Here is a 224-nt window from a genome sequence, read left to right as displayed (position 1 = left end):
TTACGCCGGTGGCCGGGTCGATCGTCTACTTCTTCCCCGCCCGCGATGACCCCCGGGTGCTCGCTGGAAGCCATCGACTTCGACGCCGCGATGGGCGACCTCGACGCCGCCGGCTACCAGGTGATCGGGATCTCCCCGGACAGCACCGACAAGCTCGCGAAGTTCCGTGAGCGCGACCACCTCCGCTTCCCGCTGCTGGCCGATCCCGGGCGGGACGTCCTCAA

1 protein-coding gene is annotated in these 224 nt (G+C 69.2%); it reads left to right on the top strand.

What is annotated here, in order from left to right:
* Positions 1-45 precede the first annotated feature (45 nt).
* Positions 46-224, top strand: a 179-nt coding sequence (locus BN358_RS27860) for a redoxin domain-containing protein (protein WP_306461332.1), incomplete at its 3' end; no start/stop codon positions are given.

The organism is Sedimentibacter sp. B4, assembly GCF_000309315.1.
In the GTDB taxonomy this organism is placed as follows: Bacteria; Bacillota; Clostridia; order Tissierellales; family Sedimentibacteraceae; genus Sedimentibacter; species Sedimentibacter saalensis.
The sequence above is the reverse complement of the archived record's forward strand: the minus strand, read 5'-3'. Positions and strand labels throughout refer to the sequence as shown.